This window comes from Bradyrhizobium sp. NAS96.2, assembly GCF_001908235.1.
Taxonomy (GTDB): domain Bacteria; phylum Pseudomonadota; class Alphaproteobacteria; order Rhizobiales; family Xanthobacteraceae; genus Bradyrhizobium.
Window position 1 is genome coordinate 13,178 of record NZ_LGHK01000069.1, and the last position, 22,293, is coordinate 35,470.

Below are 22,293 nucleotides of genomic sequence, written 5' to 3' on the forward strand. Positions count from 1 at the left end.
GAAAGCCAGCGTCCTGTTCCGGAACCGAGCGCGTTAAAATAGCGATTTCGCCGCTGTCGTCGCCACGCTCACCAGCGGGCCTGGATAGGCGAAGAAGAAGATGTTGAAGATGCCTGCGACCGCCAGCACGGTGCGCAGCTCAACGCGGACCGGGTCGAGCTTGCCGAGCGGCTGGTCGAAATACATCACCTTGACGATCGACAGATAGTAGAACGCGCCCACCACGCTGGTCAGCACGCCGATCACCGCGAGCGTGAACAGGTTGGCCTTGATCGCGGCGACGAACACGTACCACTTGCCGAAGAAGCCGGCGAGCGGCGGCACGCCGGCCAGCGAGAACAGCAGCATCGCGAAGATGAAGGCGATCAGCGGGTTGGTGCGCGACAGGCCGGCGAAATCGCTGATCTGCTCCAGCGGCTGGCCGTTGCGCTTCATCGCCAGGATGATGCTGAAGGAGCCGAGCGTCATCGCGACATAGATCGCGATGTAGATCAAGACGCCCTGCGCGCCCTCGACCGTGCCGGAGGCCAGGCCGACCAGGGCAAAGCCCATATGGCCGATCGAGGAATAGGCCATCAGGCGCTTGATGTTGGTCTGGCCGATCGCGGCGAACGAGCCCAGCGCCATCGATGCGATCGCGACGAACACCAGGATCTGCTGCCACTGGGAGACGATGCCCGGGAACGCGGTCAGCGTCGCACGGGTGAACACGGCGAGCGCCGCGACCTTCGGGGCAGACGCGAAGAACGCCGTCACCGGGGTCGGCGCGCCCTCATAGACGTCGGGCGTCCACATGTGGAACGGCACCGCCGAGACCTTGAAGCAGAGGCCGGCGAGCAGGAACACCAGGCCGAACACGATGCCGATGCTGCCCGTGGTGGCCGCTGCCGCGATGCCGGCGAAGCTGACCGTGCCGGTGAAGCCGTAGATCAGCGAGGCGCCGTAAAGCAGCATGCCCGACGACAGCGCGCCGAGCACGAAGTACTTCAGGCCGGCTTCGCTCGACTTGGCATTGTCGCGCTGGCTGGCAGCGACGACATAGAGCGCAAGGCTCATCAGCTCGAGGCCGAGATAGAGCGAAATCAGGTCGCCGGCCGAGATCAGCACCATCATGCCGAGCGTCGACAACAGCACCAGGATGGAGAACTCGAAGGTGCGGCTCGACGGCTGGGACAGATATTCGGTCGACAGGATCAGCGTCGCCGCCGAGGCGATCAGGGCGAGGACCTTCAGGAAGCGGGCGAAGTCGTCGACGATGAAGCTGCCGCCGAAGGTCACGAGCTTGCCGGCCGGCAGCCAGAGCTCCAGCGCGCCGGTTGCGACCAGCAGCAGCACCGCGAGCGTGGTGATGAGGCGCGTCGTCCCCTGCCCGCGATAGGCTCCGATCATCAACAGCACCATGGCGCCGACCGCGAGCACCAGCTCCGGCAGCACCGGCTGCAACTGATAACCTGCACTGGAAAAGCTCATGGGCTAAGGCCTTACTGGACGGTCAGCGCGGCTGCCTTCACGGCAGTCACGGCGGTTTGGTAGTTGTTGACGAGCTGCTGCACCGAGGCGGCCGACATGTCGAGCACCGGCTTCGGATAGACGCCGAACAGGATGGTCAGCGCGATCAGCGGGAACAGCGTCACGCATTCGCGGAAGGTGAGATCCTTGATCGACATCAAGGACGGCTTGACCAGCGCGCCGAACACCACCTTGCGGTAGAGCCAGAGCGCGTAACAGGCCGACAGGATCACGCCCGTGGTGGCGAAGAACGCCGTCGGCAGCGAGATCTTGAAGGTGCCGAGCAGCGTCATGAACTCGCCGACGAATCCGCTCGTGCCCGGCAGACCGACATTGGCCATGGTGAAGATCATGAAGGTCATCGCGTAGAGCGGCATCCGGTTGACGAGGCCGCCATAGGCCGCGATCTCGCGAGTGTGCATGCGGTCGTAGACGATGCCGACGCAGAGGAACAGCGCGCCGGAGACGATGCCGTGCGAGACCATCTGGAACATGCCGCCGGCGACGCCCTGGGTGGTCACCGCGAAGATGCCCATGGTGACGAAGCCCATATGCGCGACGGAGGAGTACGCGATCAGCTTCTTCATGTCCTCCTGCATCATCGCCACCAGCGAGGTGTAGATGATGGCGATGACGGACAGCGTGAACACGAACGGCGCGAAGTCGTGCGAGGCCAGCGGGAACATCGGCAGCGAGAAGCGCAGGAAGCCGTAGCCGCCCATCTTCAGGAGGATCGCCGCGAGGATAACCGAGCCGGCCGTCGGCGCCTCGACGTGCGCGTCGGGCAGCCAGGTGTGCACCGGCCACATCGGCATCTTCACCGCGAACGAGGCGAAGAAGGCGATCCACGCCCAGGTCTGCATGCCGCGCGGCACCGCGGTGTGCATCAGGGTCGGGATGTCGGTGGTGCCGGCGTTCCAGTACAGCGCCATGATGGCGAGCAGCATCAGGACCGAGCCGAGGAACGTGTAGAGGAAGAACTTGAACGACGCGTAGACCCGGCGCGGACCGCCCCAGACGCCGATGATCAGGAACATCGGGATCAGGCCGCCCTCGAAGAACAGATAGAACAGCACGAGGTCGAGCGCCGAGAAGGTGCCGATCATCAGCGTTTCCAGGATCAGGAACGCCATCATGTATTCGCCGACACGCTGCGTCACCGACCTCCAGCTCGCGATGATGCAGAGCGGCATGATCGCGGTGGTCAGGATGAGCAGCGGCAGCGAGATGCCGTCGACGCCCATGTGGTAGGTGATGCCGGTGGCGAGCCAGGACGCCTTCTCGACGAACTGGAAGTCGGTCGAGGCCGGATCGAAGCGCGCCACCAGGATCAGCGACACAGCGAAGGTGATCAGCGTGGTCCACAGCGCGATCCAGCGCGCCGTGCGGTTGGCGCTCTCGTCGCCGCCCCGTGCCAAGAGATAGACCAGGATCGCGCCGACCGCCGGCAGGAAGGTCGTGACCGAAAGGATGGGCCAGGTTGTCATTTACTGGCCTCCCAAGCCGAACATGAACCAGGTGATCAATCCGGCGGCCCCGATCAGCATCGCGAAGGCGTAGTGATAGAGGTAGCCGGTCTGCAATTTCACGACATTGCGGGTGACGTCGAGCACGCGGGCCGAGACGCCGTCGGGACCGAAGCCGTCGATGATGAAGCCGTCGCCCTTCTTCCACAGCGTGTAGCCGAGCCACTTCGCCGGACGCACGAAGATCCAGTCGTACAGCTCGTCGAAGTACCATTTGTTGAGCAGGAACTGGTACAGCATCGGCTGCTGGTTCGCGAGTTCGACCGGCAGATACGGCCTGCGGATGTAGAACAGATACGAGACGAACAGGCCGAGCGCCATCATCACGGTGGGTAGCGGCGCGAGCCAGCTCGGCATGTGCTCCATGTCCTCGAGGATGTGCGGGTTCATCTTCACGGATTCGCGGAAGAACTCCTCGACGCCATGCGGGCTGGCGAACACCTCCTTGAACGGCAGGCCGGCCAGGATCGAGCCGGCGGCAAGCACGCCGATCGGCACCAGCATCCAGACCGGGCTCTCATGCGCGGCCTCGTAGTGCTTCTGGTCGTGCGGCTCGCCGAAGAACGTCTTGAAGATCAGACGCCAGGAGTAGAATGAGGTCAGGCCGGCGGCCACGATGGTCAGCAGATAGGCGTAGGTCGCGAACGGGTTGTGCGCCGCATAGGCCGACTCGATGATCGCGTCCTTGGAGAAGTAGCCGGCGAACAGCGGGAAGCCGGTCAGCGCCAGGGTGCCGATGCACATCACCGCGAAGGTGTACGGGATCTTGCGCCACAGGCCACCCATGTTGCGGATGTCCTGCTCGTGATGCATGGCGTAGATCACCGAGCCGGAGCCCAAGAACAGCAGCGCCTTGAAGAAGGCGTGCGTGAACAGGTGGAACATGCCGACCGAATAGGCCCCTGCTCCCATCGCGACGAACATGTAGCCGAGCTGCGAACAGGTCGAGTACGCGACGATGCGCTTGATGTCGTTCTGCACGAGGCCGATCGTGGCCGCGAAGAACGCCGTGGTCGCACCGAAGAACATCACCACCGCCTGCGCGGTCGGCGACAATTCGAACAGCGGCGACAGGCGGGCCACCATGAAGACGCCCGCGGTGACCATGGTCGCGGCGTGGATCAGCGCCGACACCGGGGTCGGGCCTTCCATGGCGTCCGGCAACCAGGTGTGCAGCAGGAACTGGGCCGACTTGCCCATCGCGCCCATGAACAGCAGCAGGCAGGTCAGTGTCAGCGCATTCACCTGCCAGCCGAAGAAGTCGGTGGTCTTGCCGGTCAGCCCCGGCGCGGCGTGGAAGATGGTCTCGAAATCGGTCGAGCCGACCAGCGCGAAGATCGCGAAGATGCCGAGCGCGAAGCCGAAGTCGCCGACGCGGTTGACCACGAAGGCCTTGATCGCCGCCGCATTCGCCGACGGCTTCTGGTACCAGAACCCGATCAGGAGGTAGCTGGCGAGACCGACACCCTCCCAGCCGAAGAACAGCTGCACGAGGTTATCGGAGGTCACCAGCATCAGCATCGCGAAGGTGAACAGCGAGAGATAGCCGAAGAAGCGCGGCCGGTTCGGATCCTCGTCCATGTAGCCGATGGAATAGAGGTGGACGAGCGCGGACACGGTGTTGACCACGACCAGCATCACGGCTGTCAGGGTGTCGACGCGCAGCGCCCAGGCCACCTGGAGGTCGCCCGAGGTGATCCAGGGCAGCAGCACGACGCGGGCGTCATGGTGCATGAAGCCGACATCGACCAGCGTGAACCAGGACAGCGCCGCCGAGACGAACAAGAGGCCGGTGGTGATCAGTTCGGCCAGTCGGGAGCCTGCAGCCGCCGGCTCGGAGACGTGGTGGTCGTCATGGCCATGATCGTCATGGCCGTGGTCGTCGTGAGCCGCCGAGGCATGGGCGTCGCCATGCGCGTCGTCGTGATGATCGACGGTGTCGCCGCTGGGGCAGCGCGCATGCGCGCCAACCAGCGAGATAATTCCCGCAAGGATGGCGCCGAGCAGCGGCAGGAAAACGATAGCCTGAACCATGACCGCGCCTAGCCCTTCATCAGATTGACGTCTTCAACCGCGATCGAACCGCGGTTGCGGAAATACACCACCAGCACAGCGAGGCCGATCGCGGCCTCGGCGGCGGCCACCGTCAGTACCAGCAGCGCGAACACCTGGCCGACGATGTCGCCGAGGAAGGTCGAGAACGCCACCAGGTTGATGTTGACCGACAGCAGGATCAGCTCGATCGACATCAGGATGACGATGATGTTCTTGCGGTTGAGGAAGATGCCGAGGATCCCGAGCGTGAACAGGATCGCGGCGACCGCGAGATAGTGCCCCAGCCCGATCGTCATTTCACCCACTCCGCCGCATCGGCATCCTGCAGGCCCTGCCCCGACGCCACCTTGCGCATCGCCATCGCCATTTCGGGCGTGCGCGCATTCTGCACGTTGATGTTCTGCCGCTTGACGTTGGCCTTGTGGCGCAGCGTCAGCACGATGGCGCCGATCATCGCGACCAGCAGCACCATGCCGGCGAGCTGGAAGTAATGGATGTACTTCGTATACAGCACGAGGCCGAGCGCCTCGGTGTTGCTGACATTTGTCGGAATCGCCGCGGTGATCGTCTTGGTCACCTGCGGGTTAATCACCCAGGCGCCGACCACCAGCAGCAGCTCGAACAGGAAGATGCCGCCGATCACGATGCCGATCGGCAGATACTGGATGAAGCCTTCGCGCAGTTCGACGAAATCGACATCGAGCATCATGATCACGAACAGGAACAGCACCGCGACGGCGCCGACATAGACCACGATCAGCATCATCCCGAGGAACTCGGCGCCCATCAGGATGAACAGCCCGGCCGCATTGACGAAGGCCAGGATCAGGAACAACACGGAGTGCACGGGATTGCGCGAGACAATCACCATGACCGCCGAGGCCACGCAGACCGCGGCAAACAGATAGAAGAACAGCGCCGGAAGGATCATGCCCTCACCTCACCGGTACGGCGCGTCGAGCGCGATCGACTTCGCAATCTCGCGCTCCCAGCGGTCGCCATTGGCGAGCAGCTTCGCCTTGTCATAGTAGAGTTCCTCGCGGGTCTCGGTCGCGAATTCGAAATTCGGTCCCTCGACGATGGCGTCGACCGGGCATGCCTCCTGGCACAGGCCGCAATAGATGCACTTCACCATGTCGATGTCGTAACGCACCGTGCGGCGGGTGCCGTCGTTGCGGCGCGGACCGGCCTCGATGGTGATCGCCTGCGCCGGGCAGATCGCCTCGCACAGCTTGCAGGCGATGCAGCGTTCTTCGCCGTTCGGATAGCGGCGCAGCGCGTGCTCGCCGCGGAAGCGCGGCGAGATCGGCCCCTTCTCGAACGGATAGTTCAGCGTCGGCTTCGGCTGGAAGAAATAGCGCATCGCCAGGAAGAACGCCGAGACGAATTCCGAGAGCAGAAGCGAGCGGGCTGTTGCGTTGACATTGACACTCATGACGGCCTCACTTCGGCGCGATGCCGGCGAACTGCAGCACGCCGGCCACGATCACCACCATCGCCAGCGACAGCGGCAGGAACACCTTCCAGCCGAGCCGCATCAGTTGATCGTAGCGGTAGCGCGGCACGATCGCCTTCGCCATCGCGAACATGAAGAACATGAAGAACACCTTGAGGGCGAACCAGACGATGCCCGGGATCCAGGTGAACGGCGGCAGATTGACCGGCGGCAGCCAGCCGCCCAGGAACAGGATCGACGCCAGCGCGCACATCGTGGTGATCGCGACATACTCGCCGAGCATGAACAACAGATACGGGGTCGAGCCGTATTCGGTCATGAAGCCGGCGACCAGCTCGGATTCGGCTTCGACCAGGTCGAACGGCGGACGGTTGGTTTCCGCGAGCGCCGAGACGTAGAACACCACGAACATCGGGAACAGCGGCCACACATACCAGTTCAGGATGGTGAGCTGCGGCAGGCCGATCAGGTGGGCGAGCCCGCGGGTGTTCTGCGCCTCGACCACGGCCGAGAGGTTCAGCGAACCGACGCAGAGCAGCACGGTGATGATGACGAAGCCGATCGAGACCTCGTAGGACACCATCTGCGCCGCGGAGCGCAGCGCCGCCAGGAACGGATACTTCGAGTTCGACGACCAGCCGGCCATGATGATGCCGTAGATCGACAGCGACGAAATCGCGAAGATGTAGAGAATGCCGACATTGATGTCGGAGATCACCCAACCGAGATCGAACGGGATCACGGCCCAGGCGGCCAGCGCCAGGATGCACGACACCAGCGGCGCCAGCAGGAACACGCCCTTGTTGGAGCCGGACGGGATCACCGGCTCCTTGAGCACGAACTTCAAGAGGTCGGCGAAGGATTGCAGCAAGCCGAACGGGCCGACCACGTTGGGACCGCGGCGAATCTGCACCGCCGCCCAGATCTTGCGGTCGGCGAGCAAGATATAGGCGATCGCGATCAGCAGCACGACGAGCAGCAACAGACTTTCCGCGACCATGATGATCAGCGGCCAGAGGAAGCCGGTCCAGAACGAGCTTGCGAAGAATTCAGCCATCAGGTCACGCTCACTCCGCTGCCGTCAGCATTCGGCCCGACGCCAGCCGCGAGCATTCCGCCATCACGGCAGACGCCCGCGCGATCGGGTTGGTCAGATAGAAGTCCTCGACGGTCGGCTTGAATGCCGCCTTGTCGACGGCACCGCCCTTGCCCGCCAATGCCTTGACGTCCTCGGCCTTGCCGGCCTCGATCTGGTCGAGCCGCATCAGATGCGGCGAGGTCTTGAACATCGCCTGGCGCAGCGCCTGCAGCGAGTCGAACGGCAGCTTCTTGCCGAGCACGTCGGACAGCGCGCGGATGATCGCCCAGTCCTCGCGGGCCTCACCCGGCGGGAAGGCAGCGCGGTTGGCGATCTGCGCCCGTCCCTCGGTGTTGACGTAGATGCCGGACTTCTCGGTATAGGCCGCGCCCGGCAGGATGACGTCGGCGCGATGCGCGCCCTGGTCGCCATGGGTGCCGATATAGACCACGAAGGTACCGTCCGGCACCTTGATCTCGTCGGCGCCGAGCAGGAACAGCACGTCGAGCGTGCCGAAAGTCGTCATCTGCGCCGTGGTCAGGCCACCGGCCGCCGGCGAGAAGCCGATATCGAGCGCACCGGCGCGCGAGGCCGTATCCTGCAACACGGCAAAGCCGTTCCAGCCGTCCTTCAGCGCGCCGACGTCGACGGCGAGCTTGGCGGCCTGCGCCAGCACCGCCGCGCCGTCGTGCCGGGTATAGGCGCCGGGGCCGACCAGGATGATCGGGTGCTGCGCGTTCTTGAGCACGTCGGCAAACGAGTGCTTGCCGGCCGCAAGATCGGCGAGCGTGTCGGTGCCCGCGCCGAGATAGTCATGGTCGTAGGTGAAATCGGACTTGGCGCCGATCATGCCGACCTTGAGCCCGCCGGTACGCCAGCGCTTGCGGATCCGCGCGTTCAGCACGGCGGCTTCCTTGCGCGGATGCGAGCCGATGATCAGGATCGCGTCGGCCTGGTCGATGCCGGCAATGGTCGGGTTGAAGATGTAGGAGCCCCGGCCGGCCTTGGCGTCGAACGCGTCGCCGCCCTGCACCGCCAGATTGACCGAGCCGAACTTCGCGAGCAGCTCCTTCAGCGCATACATTTCATCGACCGCGGCGAGATCGCCCGCGATCGCGCCGATCCGCTTGCCGTCGCTGCGGCCGGCCTTGACCGCGATGGCGGCAAAGGCTTCCTGCCAGGTCGCAGGCTTGAGCTGGCCGTTCTCGCGCACATAGGGACGGTCGAGGCGCTGCGTGCGCAGGCCGTCGACGACGTGGCGGGTCTTGTCGGAGATCCACTCCTCGTTCACAGCCTCGTTGATGCGCGGCAGGATGCGCATCACCTCGCGGCCGCGGGTGTCGACGCGGATCGCCGAGCCGACGCCGTCCATGACGTCGACCGACTGCGTCTTGCCGAGCTCCCAGGGCCGGGCCGCGAACGCATACGGCTTCGAGGTCAGCGCGCCGACCGGGCAGATGTCGACGAGGTTGCCCTGCAGCTCCGAGCTCAGCGCATGCTCGAGATAGGTGGTGATTTCCATGTCCTCGCCGCGGCCGGTCGCGCCCATTTCCGGCGCGCCGCAGACTTCGGCGGAGAAGCGGACGCACCGCGTGCACTGGATGCAGCGGTTCATCGAGGTCTTGACCAGCGCGCCGAGATACTTGTCCTCGACCGCGCGCTTGTTCTCGGCGAAACGGCTGGTGTCGACGCCGTAACCCATCGCCTGGTCCTGCAGGTCGCACTCGCCGCCCTGGTCGCAGATCGGGCAGTCCAGCGGATGGTTGATCAGCAGGAACTCCATCACGCCTTCGCGCGCCTTCTTGACCATCGGCGAGCGGGTCGAGATCTCCGGCGGCTCACCCTTCGGGCCCGGACGGCAGTCGCGCACGGCCCAGGCGCAGCTCGCGACCGGCTTCGGGCCGCCCTTCACCTCGACCAGGCACATCCGGCAGTTGCCGGCGATCGACAGCCGCTCGTGATAGCAGAAGCGCGGAATCTCGGCGCCTGCCGCCTCGCACGCCTGCAGCAGCGTGTACTCCGGCGGCACATCGATCTCTTTGCCATCGACGATGATCTTGCTCATGTCTCTTCTCTACTCCGCCGCGACCATGTGGACGGGATCACGAACGCCCTGATCGTCGAGATCGGCCTTGTGCGAATACTGATCGATGCGCTCTTCGATCTCGTGACGGAAGTGCGCAATCAGACCCTGGATCGGCCACGCCGCGGCGTCGCCGAGCGCGCAGATCGTGTGACCCTCGACCTGCTTGGTGACCTCGAGCAACATGTCGATCTCGCGCTTGTGGGCGCGGCCGTCGGCCATGCGGGTCAGGACGCGCCACATCCACCCGGTGCCTTCGCGGCACGGCGTGCACTGGCCGCAGCTCTCGTGCTTGTAGAAATAGGAGATGCGCGCGATCGCCCGGATCAGGTCGGTCGACTTGTCCATCACGATGACAGCCGCGGTGCCGAGGCCGGAGCGCAGCTTGCTCAGTGAGTCGAAATCCATCGGCGTGTCGATGATCTGCTCGGCCGGCACCATGCGCACCGACGAGCCGCCGGGGATCACGGCCTTCAGATTGTCCCAGCCGCCGCGAATGCCGCCACAGTGCTTCTCGATCAGCTCGCGGAACGGGATGCCCATCGCCTCTTCGACGTTGCAGGGTCGCTCGACGTGACCCGAGATGCAGAACAGCTTGGTGCCGACATTGTTCGGCCGGCCGATGGCGGCAAACCAGGCGGCGCCGCGGCGCAGGATATCCGGCGCGACCGCGATCGACTCGACGTTGTTGACGGTGGTCGGGCAGCCATAGAGGCCGACATTGGCCGGGAACGGCGGCTTCAGGCGCGGCTGGCCCTTCTTGCCTTCGAGGCTCTCGAGCAGCGCGGTTTCCTCGCCGCAAATATAGGCGCCGGCGCCGTGCGCGACATAGATGTCGAACGGCCAGCCGTTGATGTTGTCCTTGCCGACCAGCTTGGCCTCATAGGCCTGGTCGATCGCGGCTTGCAGCCGCTCGCGCTCGCGGATGAACTCGCCGCGGATGTAGACGTAACAGGCATGCGCGCCCATCGCGAAGCTCGCGAGCAGGCAGCCCTCGACCAAAAGATGCGGATCGTGCCGCATGATCTCGCGGTCCTTGCAGGTGCCGGGCTCGGATTCGTCCGCATTGACGACGAGATAGCTCGGACGGCCGTCCTTGGATTCCTTCGGCATGAACGACCACTTCATGCCGGTCGGGAAACCCGCACCGCCGCGGCCGCGTAGGCCCGACGCCTTCATCTCGTTGATGATCCAGTCGCGGCCCTTGTCGATGATCCCCTTGGTGCCATCCCAGGCGCCTCGGCGGCGCGCGCCCTCGAGGCCCCAATCATGGAGACCGTAAAGGTTCTTGAAGATGCGGTCCTTGTCGTCGAGCATGCTCAAAACTTTCCGAACATCACCGATTGGCTTGCGAATAAGCGAGCCCGGCGGCGCATCCGCCGAACACGATGGCCCACAACAGGCTGGATTCCAGCGTGGCGCTCAGGCCGTAACGTTGCAGCAGGAACATGAAGCCAGCCGCGACGGCGGTATGCAGCACGATCTTGCGCCAGGCCATCATCGAAGCCGCCCTCCCCATCCCCACTGCCTGCACCTGAAAGCCCCCCATCAGGTGGTTTCCTTCAGCGTCGTCGGCCCGCCTGCGGGCGCCGAAAACTGACGGTCGATCTGCGGGCCCGGCTTCGGCGGATTGCCGGCGGCAAAGCCGTCGAGCACCTTGCCGAAGCTTTCCTTGGTCAGGTCCTCATAGGTGTCCTTCCAGATCAGCACCATCGGCGCGTTCACGCAGGCGCCGAGGCACTCGACCTCTTCCCAGGAGAAGTTGCCGTCCTTCGACAGCTGGAAGGGATCGTGATGGATGCGATGCTGGCAGACCTCGATCAGGTCGGCGGCGCCGCGCAGCCGGCACGGCGTGGTGCCGCACACCTGCACATGGGCTTTCTTGCCGACCGGCGAGAGCTGGAACATGGTGTAGAAGGTCGCGATCTCCAGCATGCGGATATGCGGCATCTCGAGCAGGTCGGCGACGGCACGGATCGCTGCTTCCGACACCCAGCCCTCATTCTGCTCCTGCACGCGCCACAGGATCGCGATCGCGGCCGAAGCCTGGCGGCCCGGCGGGTACTTCTCGATCTGCTTCTTGGCCCAGGCCAGATTCTCGTCCGTGAACGTGAAGCTCGCGGGCTGCAATTCCTTCGGGGCGAGGCGGCGGACGGACATCGATCAAACTCTCAATTAGCGCGCGGTGCGGATGCGGACATCATCACCGGTCGACCTCGCCGAACACGATGTCCAGCGAGCCAAGGATGGCGGAAACGTCGGCCAGCAAATGGCCCTTGCAGATGTGATCCATCGCCTGCAGATGGGCGAAGCCCGGCGCGCGGATCTTGCACTTGTAGGGCTTGTTGGTGCCGTCGGCGACCAGATAGACGCCGAACTCGCCCTTCGGCGCCTCGACCGCGGCGTAGACCTCGCCGGCCGGCACGTGGACGCCTTCGGTGTAGAGCTTGAAGTGATGGATCAGCGCTTCCATCGAGCGCTTCATCTCGCCGCGGCGCGGCGGCGCGATCTTGTTATCCTCGACCACGACCGGGCCCTGCCCGTCGGCTGCTTTGAGCTTCTGCACGCACTGCTTCATGATGCGCACCGACTGGCGCATCTCTTCCATGCGGATCAGGTAGCGGTCGTAGCAGTCGCCGTTCTTGCCGATCGGAATGTCGAAATCCATCTCGGCGTAGCACTCATAGGGCTGGGACTTGCGCAAGTCCCAGGCCGCGCCCGAGCCACGCACCATCACGCCGGAGAAGCCCCATTCCCAGGCTTCCTTCAGCGGCACCACGCCGATATCGACGTTACGCTGCTTGAAGATGCGGTTGCCGGTCAGCAGCCGATCGAGGTCGTCGACCACCTTGAGGAACGGATCGCACCACGCCTCGATGTCGTCGATCAGCTTCGGCGGCAGGTCCTGATGCACGCCGCCGACGCGGAAAAACGCCGCGTGCATGCGCGAGCCCGAGGCGCGCTCGTAGAACACCATCAGCTTTTCGCGCTCTTCGAAACCCCACAGCGGCGGGGTCAGCGCGCCGACGTCCATCGCCTGCGTGGTGACGTTGAGCAGATGCGACAGGATGCGGCCGATCTCGCAATACAGCACGCGGATCAACTGGCCACGGCGCGGCACCGTGATGCCGAGCAGCCTTTCCGCCGCGAGGCAGAACGCGTGCTCCTGGTTCATCGGCGCGACGTAGTCGAGCCGATCGAAATACGGAATCGCCTGCAGATAGGTCTTGTGCTCGATCAGCTTCTCGGTGCCGCGGTGAAGCAGGCCGATATGCGGATCGACGCGCTCGACGACTTCGCCGTCGAGCTCCAGCACGAGGCGAAGCACGCCGTGCGCCGCCGGATGCTGCGGACCGAAATTGATGGTGAAGTTACGCAGATTTTGCGGTTGCTCGTTCATGGCTTCGGCTCCGCCTTGGCCTTCTCGTCACCGGGCAGCGGATAGTCCGCGCCTTCCCAGGGCGAAAGGAAATCGAACTTGCGGAATTCCTGGTTGAGCCGGACCGGCTCGTACAGCACCCGCTTCTCCTGGTCGTCGTAGCGAACCTCGACGAAGCCGGTGAGCGGGAAATCCTTGCGCAGCGGATGGCCGTCGAAGCCGTAATCCGTCAGCAGTCGGCGCATGTCGGGATGGCCGGTGAAGATCACGCCGTAGAGGTCGTAGGTCTCGCGCTCGAACCAATCGGCGCCCGGGAACACGCCGATGATCGACGGCACCTGCGTGGTCTCGTCGGCCTGGCCGCGCACACGAATGCGCACATTCAGCGTCGGCGATAGCAGATGGTAGACGACATCGAAGCGCTTCTCGCGGCTCGGATAGTCGACCGCAGTCACGTCGGTGATGTTGACGAAACGGCAGTTCGGATCGTCACGCAGAAAAGTGACGACGTCCACGATTCTGCCAATCTCGACGTCGATAGTGAGTTGATCGAACGCGACCGAGTGCGCCGTGGCGGCGCCCGGAAGCGCGCTCACGATCGTCTGCCCAAGGGCGTCGAGCTTGCCGTCGTCCATGCCTGAAACCTTAGCGTTCGATAGTGCCGATACGGCGAATCTTCTTCTGCAGCAGCAGCACGCCGTAAAGCAGCGCCTCCGCCGTGGGCGGACAGCCCGGCACGTAGATGTCGATCGGCACGATGCGGTCGCAGCCACGCACCACCGAGTAGGAGTAGTGGTAGTAGCCGCCGCCATTGGCGCAGGAGCCCATCGAGATCACGTAGCGCGGCTCCGGCATCTGGTCGTAGACCTTGCGTAGCGCGGGCGCCATCTTGTTGGTCAGCGTGCCTGCGACGATCATCACGTCGGACTGCCGCGGCGAGGCGCGCGGCGCGAAGCCGAAGCGCTCGACGTCGTAGCGCGGCATCGAGACCTGCATCATCTCGACCGCGCAGCAGGCGAGACCGAAGGTCATCCACATCAGCGAGCCGGTGCGCGCCCAGGTGATCAGGTCATCGGCCGCGGCGACGAAGAAGCCCTTGTCGGACAGTTCGTGATTGACCTCGAGGAAAAACGGATCATTGGCGCCGACCGGCTTGCCGGTCGACGGATCGAGAATGCCCTTCGGAGCCTGCGCGATCGCCGGCTGCGAGGATGCGGCGGTGGGGCTCAATCCCATTCGAGCGCGCCTTTCTTCCATTCATACGCGAACCCGACCGTCAGCACGGCCAGGAAAACCATCATCGACCAGAAGCCGGTCGCGCCGAGCTTTCCGAACGCCACCGCCCAGGGGAACAGGAACGCCACTTCGAGGTCGAAGATGATGAAGAGGATCGCCACCAGGTAGAAGCGGACGTCGAACTTCATGCGGGCGTCGTCAAAAGCATTGAATCCGCATTCATAGGCGGACAGCTTTTCCGGGTCCGGCGACTGGAACGCGACCAGGAACGGCGCGATCAGGAGCGCGAGACCGATCAGGCTCGCAACCCCGATAAAGACCACAAGTGGGAGATAATTCTGCAGGATGCCGGTCATCGGCGAGGCCTTCTTGCTGCGGTTTCGGACGTGCCGCAGATTCGTTGATTGGAATTGTTCTTGAGGCTTTAGCGCAGCGCAACAGGGGGCGCAAGACAAGCTATTTTGACGCTTTTACCGTCGATCCCGTGGGCTCTTTGCCGCATCGCGTGGATGCGCTTGCCTCAATTGGCAACGCCACGGCGGCCATTCGGTGCCCTGCGCGCTCGCCATATCATCGCCATATCAGCCCAGCTCCCGCTCTGCGGCGAGCATCTCGGCGGCGGTCGTGGTCAGCCGGTCAATATGTCCAAGCAGCAGCTCAAGGTCCTGTGGACCGAGCTGTTCCAGCAGGCGCCGGTTTCGCTCCTGTGCGCCGGCCACAATGGCGTCATGGGCGGCGAGCCCGGCCCTGGTGAGGGAGACCAGTGTTTCCCGGTTGTCACGCGGATTGGCGGCCTTGGCCACCAGCTTGCGCGCCACGAGCTCGGCAAGCGCCCGGCTGATCTGCCCCTTGTCCATGCCGACGGCTTCGGCCAGCCGGACCACGCTCATCGGCGGCCGCCGGCCGAGCGAGGCGACCAGGCCGAACTCGACCGAGGACAGGCCGGTGAGGCGCTTGTAACGCAGCAGCGCCCCGCGCCTGAGCAGGTTAGCCAGCACCATCAGCCGCGACGACATCATCGCGGTGATCGGCGCGAGTTCCGCGTCGACAACCGCCTCCGGCGGCAAGGCCCTCTCGGTCCTGAGCTTCTCGGTCATCGCCAACCTCTGCCAATAAAGCCGGTCGCTGCCAAGATAGACGAGATCGTTGACATTGTCATCGATACATCGTTGACTTCATCAACGACAACGCAACCGCAGGCGTCAGACCGGCGGCGGAAGGAGACACATGACGATCACCCAGCGGGACTGCGATCTCGGCACGGCCTATGCGATGAAGCCATCCAGCACCCGGACCGAGCTCACCTCGGTGGTCCGCGGCACGCCGATGGGCGAGCTGTTGCGCCGCTACTGGCACCCAATCGGTCTCACCAGTGACGCCACCGATATCCCCAGGAAAGTCCGCGCGCTCGGCGAGGACCTGATCCTGTTCCGCGACAAGCATGGCCGGGTCGGCCTGCTACATGCGCGGTGCTGCCATCGCGGCACCACGCTCTATTATGGCAAGGTCGAGGAGGACGGCATCCGCTGCTGCTATCACGGCTGGAAGTTCGACACCGAGGGCCGTTGCCTCGAACAACCCTGCGAGCCCGAAGGCGGCCTGTTCAAGGACAAGGTGCGCCAGCCCTGGTATCCGGTGCAGGAGCGCTACGGCCTGATCTTCGCCTATTTGGGCCCGGCCGATAAGAAGCCGGTGCTGCCGCGCTATGAGTGCCTCGAGACGATGGACGACGGCGAGTTCGTCGAGGCCGACGATTCCTCGATCGGCGGCGGCGGCCCCGCGGTGATCCCCTGCAACTGGCTGCAGCATTTCGAGAACGTCGCCGACCCCTATCATGTGCCGGTGCTGCATGGCTCGTTCTCGGGGCCGCAATTCACCACCATGATGGCCTCGATGCCCGAGGTGAAGTTCGAGATGTCGCCGCGCGGCGTCGCGGTGCGCTCGATCCGCAAACAGGATGACGGCAAGGTGTTTTACCGCGTCACCGAGGCCGCCCTGCCCACGCTCCGCGTGGTGCCCAATCCACGGGTCGCGCAATTCGCCCGTGTCGAATCGATCGGCTGGACCTTGCCGATCGACGACACTTCGTTCCGGATCTATGTCGCCGGCCGGGTCAAGAACGCAGGCGACATCGGCCGCATGCGCTCGAAGTTCAACGGCAAGTTCTGGTGGGACATGACCGAGCAAGAGCACCAGCAGTTCCCGGGCGACTACGAGGCGCAGGTCGGCCAGGGGCCGGTGACCGTCCATTCCGAAGAGCATTTCGGCCAGAGCGACCGCGGCATCCTGATGGTGCGCCGGATGCTCTCTGACCAGCTTGAGGCGGTGGCCGCCGGCCGCGACCCGATCGGCGTGTCGTTCGACCCAGATACCGGGCCGGTCGAATTCGAAGCGGGGAACTATATCCGCGAGGCCTGAGGCCCGCGCAGAAAAACAAAAAGACAATCGGGGGAGGAAGTCATGGTCGATGTCGCACCGCAGGCGGCCGCGCCAGCGCAGGCCGCAGCCGCGCGCCGCTACTACGTGCTCGCATTGCTCACCGTCATCTATGCCCTCAACTTCCTCGACCGCACGATCTTCAACGTGCTGATCGAGCCCATCAAGAAGGAGTTTTTGCTCAGCGACACCACGATGGGCCTCTTGGCCGGGTTCGGCTTCGTGCTGTTCTATTCGCTGCTCGGCATTCCCATCGCACGGATGGCCGACCGACTCAACCGGCGTAACATTGTCGCGCTCGCCTTCGCGTTCTGGAGCGCGATGACCTATCTGTGCGGCCTCGCCTCCAGCGTCACGACGCTGGCACTGGCGCGGATCGGCGTCGGCATCGGCGAATCCGCGGGCACGCCGGCCTCGCAATCGATGATCGCCGATCTCTTCGACAAGAACGAGCGGCCGCGCGCGCTCGGCATCTACGCCATCGGCACCTATCTCGGCGTCTTCCTCGGCTATTTCATCGGCGGCTATGTCAACCAGCACTATGGCTGGCGGATGGCCTTCTTCACTGCGGGCCTGCCCGGCATCGCGCTCGCCGCCATCCTTTGGCTGACGATATCAGAGCCGAAGCGCGGCGCGATGGCCGAGACCTTCAAGGCCGAGCCGATCGGGCCGACGCTCGGCTTCCTGATATCGCAGCCGAGCTTCGCCATCGTGCTGATCGGCTTCTGTCTGACGACCTACACCAACTACGCCACCGCGGTGTGGATCCCGCCGTTCCTGGCGCGCATCCATCACCTCACCAGCGCCGAGATCGGCACCTATGCCGGAACCTTCAAGGGTCTTGCCGGCATGGCGGGCACGCTGATCGGCGGCCTCGTGGTGGCGCAGATCGGCCGCCGCGACGATCGCTGGAAACTGTGGGCGCCCGCGATCATGTCCGGCCTTGCCGGCCCGGTGTTCGCGCTATGCATGCTGACGCAAAGCTTCACGCTGATGGTGGCGACGCTGGCGCTGACCTCGTTCATGGTCGGCTTCCATCTCGGCCCGATCTTCGCGATCGCGCAGACGGTGGCGAAGCCCAGCATGCGCGCGCTGGCCTCCGCGATCGTGCTGCTCACCGCCACCTGCTTCGGCCAGGGTGTCGGTCCCCTCGCCGTCGGCATGATCAACGACGCCCTGAAGGGCGCCTACGGCGTCGATGCGGTTCGCTACTCGCTGCTGTCGGCGGCTGTCACGACGACGCTCGGCGCGCTGCTGTTCGTCTGGGCGGCGCGCTGGATCCGGTCGGATATCGCGCGCGCCAGCTAGCTATCCATGAAGGCCAGCAGGTCGGCCATCAGGCGCGCGCTGTGCGTCAGCGGCAATGCGTGCGGCGCGCCTTCATAGACCGCGAGCTTGCTACCCTTGATCAGCCTGGCTGTCTTGGCTCCGGTCAATTCCAGCGGCGCGCTCGCGTCTTTGTCGCCGTGCTCGATCAGCGTCGGGCGATCCATCCCCTTCGCCGCAGCGCGCAGATCGGCAAAGGAGATGGTCTTGCGGCAAGCCAGCGCCACCGGCAGCGGCACGCTCAGCATCATCTCCCTGATCCAGGCCCGCGTGATCTCGGGCGTGTCGGGCATGAAGAACGGCGCCTCGTTCTCGCCCATCCATTTCGGGAAGTCCTGCGCAATCGCTGCATTCTGCGCATCGACCATCGCCCGCGGCACCGCGTCCGGATTGTCCTCGGTCTGCACGATGAACGGCGTGGTCGGCGCCACCAGCACCAGCCGCGCGACGCGCTCCGCGCCGTGACGCGCCAGATAGTTCACCGCCTCGATCGATCCCATCGAATGCGCGACGATCGTGACGTCACGGAGATCGCGCTGCTCGATCACGGCAGCGACATCGTCGGTCAGCGTGTCGAGATCGTATCCCATCATCGGCATATCGGAGCGGCCATGGCCGCGCCGATCCGGCGCAACGCAGCGATAACCCCTGGCATTCAGTGCCACGATGTGGCTGCCCCAGACGCTGGAATTGAAAGTCCAGGCCGCGAGGAACAACACCGGCCGGCCCGAGCCCCAATCCTGCACGAACAATTTCGTGCCGTCCTTGGCGGTCGCACGAAACGGTTGGCTCACCATCATGTATCTCCCTGTGCGGATCGATCGGCGCCATCGCCGCCGATGCACCGACCATCGCAAAGGGAGATCGCTTGCGCGATTACGCCTCAGGTAATCACGCGCGTGATGTCAGGCTGTCCGAAGCGGAAACGATCTCACCACTGATACCGCACCACGCCCTTGCCGGCGTAGCTCGAGGTGACGTTGGAGAACTCGCCTTCGAACGTCGCCGAAGCCGACCAGCCGTTTCGCCAGTTCATATCGAGCGAGGCCGTGGTCAGCGCGGAATCGCTCGACTGCGCGGCACCGTTGACGACGAAGCTGGTGCCGGGCAGCGCCTGGAAGGTCGCTGCAGCCAACCGGTTGGGATTGTAGTCATGCGCCCAGGCAAACCGCGTACGCAGCGTCAGGATGCCGTCCTGCACAGGGAACGACTTGTCGGTGCGGAGGCCGAGTTCGCTGCGTGGGTCGGTCACGCTCCGGCCCGCATAGCTCAGCGCAAAGGTCGGCAGACCCGAGATCACCCGCTCGGCATAGGCCGGCAGTTCGAAGCTCGTGAACTGGCCCGCGGCATAAGGCGTGATGCCGACGCCGCCGATCCACGGCGCAACGAAACGATAGCCGCCCTCGAGCCGTCCCGACCAGGCGTTGGCATTGAACTCGGCGCGGAGCTGATCGATGCCTCCGGCGGTGACGGTGCGGTTGGTGGTGATGTCCTGCCAGCCGTAGGCGAGCGCGGCCGAGAGATAGGCCGGGCCTTCGGTGTGGCGGAGATAGCCGCCGGCCTGGAACAGATCGGATCGGCCGCTGCCGCTGCCCGTGACGGAGAAGCTGGTGCCGCCGCCGGCGACGGCAAAGCCCGCAACGGTGTTCGGCGAGACCAGATAGTCGGCGCCGACCGCGGTGCCATACACGCTGCTGGTCGTGTTGTTCGATCCAACAATGGCGTTACCGCTGGTCGATTGCGAACCGCCGAAGCCCGCGGCCCAGACGTTCCAGCGCTGCACGAACGGCACCGGCGGCGCCTTGGTGAACATCGCGAACGCATCGGTCTTCTTCGCTGCGGCATAAGCGCTCGCCTCGCCCTCCTCCGCATAGCCTGGCGCACTCGGCATCTGACCCGCCCCGCCCCCGCGATTCATGAAGGGATCGGTGAGCAGTCCCATGAACAGGTTCATGGCGTTGAACGTCGTCTGCTGCGAGCCGGTCGCGAGTTCGCCGGATGCCTGCGTCAGGCCCGCCGGAGCGAGCGTGCCGAATACTGTCTGAATGCCGCCGGTCGTGTTGAAGTAGTTGACCAGCGTGTTGGCGACGTTCTGCTGGTTGATGGACAGGCCGCCGCCAAAGTTCGGAGCCGGCGCGAAGCCCAGCGTCAGATTGAGATAGGCGTGGGTGGCGTCGTAGCTCAGCGTGTCGCTGAAGTTTTGTGGCAGGTTCGTATTGGCGATGTTGGAGGCGAAGCTGCCGGATATGCCGCCCGCCGCAGTCAGGATCGTGTACTGCCTGGAGATATAGCTGCCGTTGGCGAACACTGCATTGACGGTCGCGCCGCCGAGCGTTGCGTTCGCATTGAGGCTGGTCGATGACGCGGCGGTCGGCGTCACGTGCACCTGATAGATCGCGCCGGATTGGAAGGCGAGACTGCCGCCGATCGTCAGTGTGCCGGTCGGGTCTGCAGCACTGCCGGGCGCGAGCGTGCCGCCGCTCATGATGGTCGTGGGTGCCGCAAGGACGAAGCCGCCCGCGGGAGCCGAGGCGCCGACGATCGGGCGCATCACCACCAAATTCGAGCCGCCGGTGATGACTGCCCCTAGGTTGTTGACGTCTGACAATTTAAGCGTGCCGACGGTGCCGGTGCCGCTCAAGGTGCCACCCGAATTGACCGTCACTTTCAACGAGTTGGCGATCGAGCCGTCCACTTCCAGCGTACCGCCGTTGATGGTGGTTGCGCCGGTGTAGGCATTGATGCCGGTCAGGACTTCCTTGCCGCCGGTGATCGCCACGCCGCCGCCCGCTCTGCCGTCCCGAATGACACCGGCAAAGGTTCCATTGGCATTGGCAATGGTCAGCGTATTGGCACCGAGGTTCACGGCGCCGAAGATGCTGGTCCCGGAAAGACTGTTGATCGAGACGCCGCCACCCGCGCGCGATATATCGAAGGTGCCGTCGTTGATCACGGCCTTCGAGGACGCGATGCTGCCGCCACTGAACAGGTAGAGCCGGCCGCCGCCGTTGATCGTGGTCAGCCCGGTATAGGTGTTGACGCCGCCGAATATGGCAATGCCGCCAAGGGCGATCGTCACGTTGCCGCCGCTGCCGCCACCAATGCCGCCGTCCTGGATGACGCCGTTGTAGGGGCCCCCATCGCCGGTGATGGTCAGCGTCTTCGCGCCGAGGGACACGACGCTGCCGCCGACGGCATCACTCAAGCCGCCAACGCTGGCACCGCTGTTGGTTTGCGAAACATCGAATGTGCCGCTACCCGCGAATGAGATGCCCGATGAATTGGCGATCGAGCCGTCTCCCTTGATCGCTAGCGTCGCGCCGGAATTGATGATCGTCGCACCGGAATAAGTTTCCGACGCCGTCAAGGTCAAAGCGCCGCCGCTGCCGGAGTTCGCGACTGTAAGTCCGCCCGTGCCGGTCAGCGCCGTGGCGAGCGTCACGGCATTGCCGTTATAGTCGAGCGTCGTACCGGCAGAGCCGATTGCATTCAGCTTGCCCGAAATGTCGGCCGTGTTACCGCTCGCCCATTGCAGGCCGCCGCCGTTGAGCGTGATGTTGCCCGAGCCGAAATTGCTCGCGGCATTGAAATTGATCAGGCCGCCGCTCACGGTCGTGCCGCCCGAGTAAGTATTCGCGGCCGTCAGTGTCAGCGTGCCGGCGCCTGTCTTGGCGAGGCCCCAACTGCCGGCAGTGACACCGGTGCCGCCGCTGCCGGTCTGGTCGGCGATGACATCGGAGACGGTCTGGTTCTGCCCAGCCGCCGGATTGAAGGTCAGCGTCCCGTTACCTTGCAGGAACATACCCGCGCCGAAGGCTGAGCCATTGCCGGCGCCGACGCCGCCAGTCCCGCCGCTGACGCTGCTGCCGTTGACGGTGAAGGCACCGGCAATAACCAGGTTCCCGCCACCCTGGACGAACACCGCGCCGCCCGCGCCGAGCCCGCCGCCGGCGCCGCCTTGGGAATCGTTGCCACCATTGCCGGCGCCGAAACCGCCGGTATTGCCGCAAGTGCCTCCGTCATTGCCGCTGGAGCCGCCGCCACCACCACCGAAGCCGCCCTTTCCCGCACTGAGATAGCAGCGCACACTCCCGCCGCCGCCGCCGAACCCACCATCGCCGCCTGAGGTGTTGAGGCTGCCGCCACCACCACCACCCGAAGCCGCCAGCACCGCCGCCGCCGCCCGGGCCCGAGACGGGGGTTGCAGCG

The 22,293-nt window shown here is 64.8% G+C and carries 20 protein-coding genes; 2 read left to right on the forward strand and 18 right to left on the reverse strand.

All coding sequences use genetic code 11. The annotated features are described in order from the left end of the window. Positions 1-33 precede the first annotated feature (33 nt). The 16 genes from nuoN to AC628_RS16105 all read right to left on the reverse strand — a co-directional run bounded on the left by nuoN (position 34) and on the right by AC628_RS16105 (position 15,419). Positions 34-1,470: an NADH-quinone oxidoreductase subunit NuoN gene (gene nuoN / locus AC628_RS16030; RefSeq protein ID WP_074127749.1), complete on the reverse strand. Its 1,437-nt coding sequence runs from the start codon at positions 1,468-1,470 to the stop codon at positions 34-36. An 11-nt stretch (positions 1,471-1,481) separates the two neighbouring features. Beyond that, entirely contained in the window at positions 1,482-2,996 is a 1,515-nt protein-coding gene (locus AC628_RS16035; protein WP_074127750.1) for an NADH-quinone oxidoreductase subunit M, read from the reverse strand. Further along, positions 2,997-5,069, reverse strand: coding sequence for an NADH-quinone oxidoreductase subunit L (gene nuoL, locus AC628_RS16040; protein WP_074127751.1), 2,073 nt, complete (start codon positions 5,067-5,069; stop codon positions 2,997-2,999). A gap of 8 nt (positions 5,070-5,077) precedes the next feature. After that, the gene (gene nuoK / locus AC628_RS16045) at positions 5,078-5,386 is read right to left on the reverse strand and encodes an NADH-quinone oxidoreductase subunit NuoK (protein ID WP_016841823.1); all 309 of its coding nucleotides are present in this window, start codon (positions 5,384-5,386) and stop codon (positions 5,078-5,080) included. Next, positions 5,383-6,021, reverse strand: coding sequence for an NADH-quinone oxidoreductase subunit J (locus AC628_RS16050; RefSeq protein WP_021079176.1), 639 nt, complete (start codon positions 6,019-6,021; stop codon positions 5,383-5,385). The genes nuoK and AC628_RS16050 overlap by 4 nt, the downstream gene beginning before the upstream one ends. 9 nt (positions 6,022-6,030) lie before the next feature. Beyond that, complete coding sequence (gene nuoI / locus AC628_RS16055) at positions 6,031-6,525, reverse strand: NADH-quinone oxidoreductase subunit NuoI (protein WP_018271854.1); 495 nt, start codon at positions 6,523-6,525, stop codon at positions 6,031-6,033. A 7-nt stretch (positions 6,526-6,532) separates the two neighbouring features. Continuing rightward, positions 6,533-7,603, reverse strand: a complete 1,071-nt coding sequence (gene nuoH / locus AC628_RS16060; RefSeq protein WP_050423875.1) for an NADH-quinone oxidoreductase subunit NuoH — start codon at positions 7,601-7,603, stop codon at positions 6,533-6,535. Between the two features lie 10 nt (positions 7,604-7,613). Continuing rightward, positions 7,614-9,689, reverse strand: a complete 2,076-nt coding sequence (gene nuoG, locus AC628_RS16065) for an NADH-quinone oxidoreductase subunit NuoG (protein ID WP_074127752.1) — start codon at positions 9,687-9,689, stop codon at positions 7,614-7,616. 9 nt (positions 9,690-9,698) lie between these two features. Further along, a complete protein-coding gene (gene nuoF / locus AC628_RS16070; RefSeq protein WP_074127753.1) occupies positions 9,699-11,024 on the reverse strand; it encodes an NADH-quinone oxidoreductase subunit NuoF in 1,326 nt (441 codons plus the stop codon). 19 nt (positions 11,025-11,043) lie between these two features. After that, positions 11,044-11,256, reverse strand: a complete 213-nt coding sequence (locus AC628_RS42920) for a hypothetical protein (RefSeq protein ID WP_074127754.1) — start codon at positions 11,254-11,256, stop codon at positions 11,044-11,046. Further along, entirely contained in the window at positions 11,256-11,867 is a 612-nt protein-coding gene (nuoE, locus tag AC628_RS16080; RefSeq protein WP_074127755.1) for an NADH-quinone oxidoreductase subunit NuoE, read from the reverse strand. Before nuoE ends, AC628_RS42920 begins: the two co-directional genes overlap by 1 nt. 43 nt (positions 11,868-11,910) lie before the next feature. Further along, the gene (locus AC628_RS16085; RefSeq protein WP_074127756.1) at positions 11,911-13,107 is read right to left on the reverse strand and encodes an NADH-quinone oxidoreductase subunit D; all 1,197 of its coding nucleotides are present in this window, start codon (positions 13,105-13,107) and stop codon (positions 11,911-11,913) included. Next, positions 13,104-13,721: an NADH-quinone oxidoreductase subunit C gene (locus AC628_RS16090; protein WP_074127757.1), complete on the reverse strand. Its 618-nt coding sequence runs from the start codon at positions 13,719-13,721 to the stop codon at positions 13,104-13,106. Before AC628_RS16090 ends, AC628_RS16085 begins: the two co-directional genes overlap by 4 nt. A gap of 10 nt (positions 13,722-13,731) precedes the next feature. Next, complete coding sequence (locus AC628_RS16095) at positions 13,732-14,322, reverse strand: NuoB/complex I 20 kDa subunit family protein (protein WP_050423879.1); 591 nt, start codon at positions 14,320-14,322, stop codon at positions 13,732-13,734. Continuing rightward, the gene (locus tag AC628_RS16100) at positions 14,313-14,678 is read right to left on the reverse strand and encodes an NADH-quinone oxidoreductase subunit A (RefSeq protein ID WP_018271860.1); all 366 of its coding nucleotides are present in this window, start codon (positions 14,676-14,678) and stop codon (positions 14,313-14,315) included. Before AC628_RS16100 ends, AC628_RS16095 begins: the two co-directional genes overlap by 10 nt. 225 nt (positions 14,679-14,903) lie before the next feature. Continuing rightward, entirely contained in the window at positions 14,904-15,419 is a 516-nt protein-coding gene (locus AC628_RS16105; protein WP_074127758.1) for a MarR family winged helix-turn-helix transcriptional regulator, read from the reverse strand. A gap of 130 nt (positions 15,420-15,549) precedes the next feature. Here AC628_RS16105 and AC628_RS16110 point away from each other — a divergent pair, with 130 nt between their 5' ends. After that, complete coding sequence (locus AC628_RS16110; RefSeq protein WP_074127759.1) at positions 15,550-16,740, forward strand: aromatic ring-hydroxylating dioxygenase subunit alpha; 1,191 nt, start codon at positions 15,550-15,552, stop codon at positions 16,738-16,740. A gap of 42 nt (positions 16,741-16,782) precedes the next feature. After that, positions 16,783-18,066, forward strand: a complete 1,284-nt coding sequence (locus tag AC628_RS16115) for a spinster family MFS transporter (protein WP_074127760.1) — start codon at positions 16,783-16,785, stop codon at positions 18,064-18,066. Here the strand turns inward: AC628_RS16115 and AC628_RS16120 are convergent. Together AC628_RS16120 and AC628_RS16125 are read right to left on the reverse strand one after the other, a co-directional pair. Continuing rightward, complete coding sequence (locus AC628_RS16120; protein WP_245321193.1) at positions 18,063-18,881, reverse strand: alpha/beta fold hydrolase; 819 nt, start codon at positions 18,879-18,881, stop codon at positions 18,063-18,065. The genes AC628_RS16115 and AC628_RS16120 overlap by 4 nt on opposite strands. A 134-nt stretch (positions 18,882-19,015) precedes the next feature. Then, positions 19,016-22,293: autotransporter outer membrane beta-barrel domain-containing protein (locus AC628_RS16125; protein ID WP_168193386.1), on the reverse strand; the 3,278-nt coding region annotated here is incomplete at its 5' end.